General features: G+C 64.9%; 6 protein-coding genes. 1 reads left to right on the top strand and 5 read right to left on the bottom strand.

Annotated elements, in window-relative coordinates:
- Nucleotides 1–283 precede the first annotated feature (283 nt).
- Nucleotides 284–637: a hypothetical protein gene (locus tag ACLP9N_RS19750; RefSeq protein ID WP_442409001.1), complete on the top strand. Its 354-nt coding sequence runs from the start codon at nt 284–286 to the stop codon at nt 635–637.
- Between the two features lie 19 nt (nt 638–656).
- Here the strand turns inward: ACLP9N_RS19750 and ACLP9N_RS19745 are convergent, their stop codons facing one another.
- The 5 genes from ACLP9N_RS19745 to ACLP9N_RS19725 all read right to left on the bottom strand — a co-directional run bounded on the left by ACLP9N_RS19745 (nt 657) and on the right by ACLP9N_RS19725 (nt 2,785).
- Nucleotides 657–1,151, bottom strand: a complete 495-nt coding sequence (locus tag ACLP9N_RS19745; protein ID WP_442409000.1) for a hypothetical protein — start codon at nt 1,149–1,151, stop codon at nt 657–659.
- Complete coding sequence (locus tag ACLP9N_RS19740; protein ID WP_442408999.1) at nt 1,148–1,498, bottom strand: hypothetical protein; 351 nt, start codon at nt 1,496–1,498, stop codon at nt 1,148–1,150. Before ACLP9N_RS19740 ends, ACLP9N_RS19745 begins: the two co-directional genes overlap by 4 nt.
- Nucleotides 1,499–1,986: 488 nt before the next feature.
- Nucleotides 1,987–2,448, bottom strand: a complete 462-nt coding sequence (locus tag ACLP9N_RS19735; protein WP_442408998.1) for a hypothetical protein — start codon at nt 2,446–2,448, stop codon at nt 1,987–1,989.
- A complete protein-coding gene (locus tag ACLP9N_RS19730) occupies nt 2,435–2,572 on the bottom strand; it encodes a hypothetical protein (protein ID WP_442408997.1) in 138 nt (45 codons plus the stop codon). The genes ACLP9N_RS19735 and ACLP9N_RS19730 overlap by 14 nt, the downstream gene beginning before the upstream one ends.
- 90 nt (nt 2,573–2,662) lie before the next feature.
- The gene (locus ACLP9N_RS19725) at nt 2,663–2,785 is read right to left on the bottom strand and encodes a hypothetical protein (RefSeq protein WP_442408996.1); all 123 of its coding nucleotides are present in this window, start codon (nt 2,783–2,785) and stop codon (nt 2,663–2,665) included.
- Nucleotides 2,786–3,133 lie beyond the last annotated feature (348 nt).

Here is a 3,133-nt window from a genome sequence, read left to right as displayed (position 1 = left end):
TGGCGTGCTGTCGGTTGGGCAGAAATGTGGGCACGGCGGACGTAAAGACGCGGACATGCGACGTAAAAACGGCTCTACCAGCGGATATTCCGCTGTGAGGGGGAGCCCCCTGTCAGGATTGAACTGTATTTCCGGCGGTTCAGCGATCCTGGTCGGGGGCCTGAATCATGTTCTTAGCTGCGAAAACACATGATGGTAATTCAAGTCGCATCATGCCGATTTGGGTCACATTTGTGCTCACGGCGTGCTCACGGGGCAGTTAGCTGGCTGAAACAATGGGCTGATGACGTCTGTCCCCCAGACCACCAGCAACCCCGCGGTGGCGTTCCTCACCGACGAGCTACCCGCGCTGCTCGGCATCACCGGCACCGCCTTGGCCGCCGCCCTCGAGGGGCTGGCCGCGGTGCTGGCCGGCGCCCATGTCTTCGACGACCTGTCGCCGGCGGACGCCCACCGGGTGGCTGAAGTCGTCGCGCTCGAGGTGATCCGCTGCGACTGGGAGCTGGCTGACGCGGTCGCCGCGATCACCGACAGGGCGATCGAGGTGCAACTCGACCGGCGCAGCGACCTTGACGACAGGATGGCCATAGGCCTGGCGCTGCATCGCGCCGCGCGGGTGTTGGAGGCAGACGGCTGAAAGACCTGTGCCGGTTCGGTCAACCGAGTGTCGGCCCGATGGCTACCGTCGGAACGTACAGCGATTCAGTCCAGTCGTCTCGCGTCACATGGTCGACCTTCACTCGCCACCTGTACGTGTGACCGGGTTTCAGCGGCAAACCACTCATGAACTGCATGACGATCTGGCTCTTAGGCCGAACAGCGTTGCCCGGCACCGTAAGTCCGGCTACACCTGATGATTTCACTTCGCTGGAAACACCGGCACGCAACCTCTGCGGGGGATCACCTGGCATGACGAAAATCTCGCCATGCTCGTCTTCGAGCTGCAACTCGATTGCCGGACTCTCACCGATGAACGCCGGGGCGAAGGAGACAGTCGCGACGACTGAAATTGCAGGGGTGGCCTGAGTCTGTGGGTTGATCCCGACGATCGAGATCCCGCCCCCGACAATGTTGAGCTTGCCCTTGTCGTCGGCGGCCGCATAGTCAGCAAGAATGATCCTGACGTGTGCGGATTCGGCGGCCTCGCTCACACTCCGGTCAGCACGCTACCGGGGGTACGGACGAATCCACCTCCGACGACGTAACACTGGGTCTCTGTTTCAGCGACGGCGTATGAGGCGTCCGTATAGGGCAGCAGCTCGTCCGGTCTCGGCGGAACGTTGGGCACAAGGCTTGGCCAGTCGACTGCGATGTAAATCAGACGTGCAGCTTGGTCGAGCCGGGTAACCACACCCGCGCCGATGAGATCGCCCTCAGGCTCGCGCACCACGACGTGCTGACCCGCCACCGGCATAGGTCCACGGACGTCCTCGAAGCCCGAGAATGTCTCATTCCCTGCGACCCGAACATTCGGGTCGATCATGATCTCGGTCTCCATGTCGTCACCTCTCTTCCCTCCGGAAAACGCTCAGGAACCGTTCAGCGTCGGCCAAGTCTGGCGGATTGCCGAGAATCACAGAGTAATGCTCGTCTGGTTCCCCGGGGTACCCGTCCTTCTCAAACTTGAAATTCAGGTCGTATAGTTCCCCCGCTGACGTGCACAGCCAGTACCTGGGGTTTTTCTCTGCGATGAGTCCGTGCAGCTCGGTCAGCTCCAGTAGGCGGTCGATGAGATCGTCACGCGTCTCACCGGCGTGCTCGACATCCGCCCATACCGAAGCGGTGTGGTGGCCCTTCCCCTCTGGTCGGCGGGCATCTTTCTTGGCCCGCTCAAGACGAACTCCGCTTTCACCGGCGTGAATCGGATGACCACGGCCTGACGGGGTGGCCCTTCGAGCATGCCGAGAAGCTTACGGAGCTGCCCGGCCCCAGGGCACCGCCGACGAGTACCGGTCCGGCGCCCACGGCCCGCACAGCCCCAGCGCGTCAGCGGTCGGTAGCCCTGCCGCGTTGAATCGGCGGTCGATGCCAAGGTTCGACACGGATTTGTTCAAACCCCACCCCGTTCGGCAAACGCTCACCACGAAATGCCGCCGGTTCACACACATCATCGGGGTAGACGCGCACCTGGGTCGCGCCGCCGTGCTCCGCTGAGGCGGTCAACCACGGCGGCATCCCGGGCACCGGGCGGCCGCGGGCCTGCCACTGCGCGACGGCGATCGGCTCCCCCAGCTTCTCGGCGAACATCTCCTCGGCCACGTCGGCGGCCAGCTTCTTGGCCTCGGCGTGCTGGGCCGGGTCCCAGTCATCCCTCAGGACGGCGTACGGGTCGACGTGCGCGATCGTGGCGCGCATCTCGCACTGCCCGCGCAGCAGCCTGACGTAGCCCCCCGCCGGCAGTCGATAGCCCCCCTCGGTGGCGACGTCGTCGTCGTCAGCCTGCGGCATTCGACCGATCCCAACGAGCCTGCGCGGCCCGGCGCGCCTTGATCGTCTGCAGGGACGCCGGCTGCGGCAACTCCGTCTCGATCCCCTTGATCAGCCGGGCGGCCGCCTGCTCGAGCAGCCGCACCTCGGCCGACAGCTTCAGCTTTGCCTTGACGTCCTCGGCGGCGTCGTAAAGCTCCAGAAACTCGGCTTTCCGGTCCAGAATCGACGAAATCTAGGCGATCACCGCGGTCTCCTGCGCGGTCCACGACAACTTCCGGCCCGACCGCTCCGACGCCGCGGCCAACTGTTTATTCAGGTCACGCAGAATACGCCGCGCTTCCGACGACTTCGCCACACCCGCAGCCTATCGCGGGGCGGCCCCAAATCAGCGTTCCTACGTGCGTGGATCCCCATGCCCTGTGTCGGCCATGTGCCGCCGGGGGGTGCCAGGGGGGTCTACCCACCCCCCGTGCCGACGGGCCGACTAGCTGTGCTGCCAATGCGAGCCGCCTCCAGTCGCTGCGGGATGGAGATGGTCGGGCGGCATCCGGTAGAGGACCATGGCCGGGCCGATCACGCGGTTTGGTCAGGCTTCGCCGGTGCGGACAAGTAGCCGGCGACGGCCCATCGAAATCATTCCGCTGAAGGGGTGACCGGGCCTACTCTGTCGAAGGGGGCGTGCGTGAGGGGGCCGACCGTGCAG

Origin of the sequence: Mycobacterium sp. (assembly GCF_052144515.1) — a bacterium.
Lineage (GTDB): Bacteria > Actinomycetota > Actinomycetes > Mycobacteriales > Mycobacteriaceae > Mycobacterium.
This window is presented reverse-complemented; position numbering and strand designations above follow the sequence as displayed.

Bases quoted from the DNA above. Each gene is read 5' to 3' on its own strand.
- ACLP9N_RS19735 (WP_442408998.1), bottom strand. From the start codon at position 2,448: ATGCCGCAGGCTGACGACGACGACGTCGCCACCGAGGGGGGCTATCGA.
- ACLP9N_RS19750 (WP_442409001.1), top strand. From the start codon at position 284: ATGACGTCTGTCCCCCAGACCACCAGCAACCCCGCGGTGGCGTTCCTC.
- ACLP9N_RS19740 (WP_442408999.1), bottom strand. From the start codon at position 1,498: ATGGAGACCGAGATCATGATCGACCCGAATGTTCGGGTCGCAGGGAAT.